This window comes from Roseburia sp. AF12-17LB (assembly GCF_003479605.1).
GTDB classification, from domain to species: domain Bacteria; phylum Bacillota; class Clostridia; order Lachnospirales; family Lachnospiraceae; genus Roseburia_C; species Roseburia_C amylophila.
The window spans coordinates 283-565 of sequence record NZ_QUHR01000034.1 but is presented as its reverse complement, the minus strand read 5'-3'; the positions used below and the strand labels follow the sequence as shown (position 1 = coordinate 565).

2 tRNA genes are annotated in these 283 nt (G+C 52.3%); both read left to right on the top strand.

The window, feature by feature from the left end:
• Positions 1-90 precede the first annotated feature (90 nt).
• Positions 91-164, top strand: a tRNA-Asp gene (locus tag DWV68_RS14290).
• Between the two features lie 8 nt (positions 165-172).
• Positions 173-245 (top strand) — tRNA-Val (locus DWV68_RS14285).
• Positions 246-283: the final 38 nt, after the last annotated feature.

Below are 283 nucleotides of genomic sequence, written 5' to 3'. Positions count from 1 at the left end.
GTGGAGCTGACTGTTACTAATCGGTCGAGGGCTTGACCAAAGCAACTCGGAAAGCAATCTGTATGAAGTTTTGAAGGTATGTACCTTTAAGGCCCAATGGCTCAGTTGGTTAGAGCGCCGCCCTGTCACGGCGGAGGTCGCGGGTTCGAGTCCCGCTTGGGTCGTTTCAAATGGGATCTTAGCTCAGCTGGGAGAGCATCTGCCTTACAAGCAGAGGGTCACAGGTTCGAGCCCTGTAGGTCCCACTTTTCTTGTAGTTATAAGTGTAGCGCAAGATATGCCG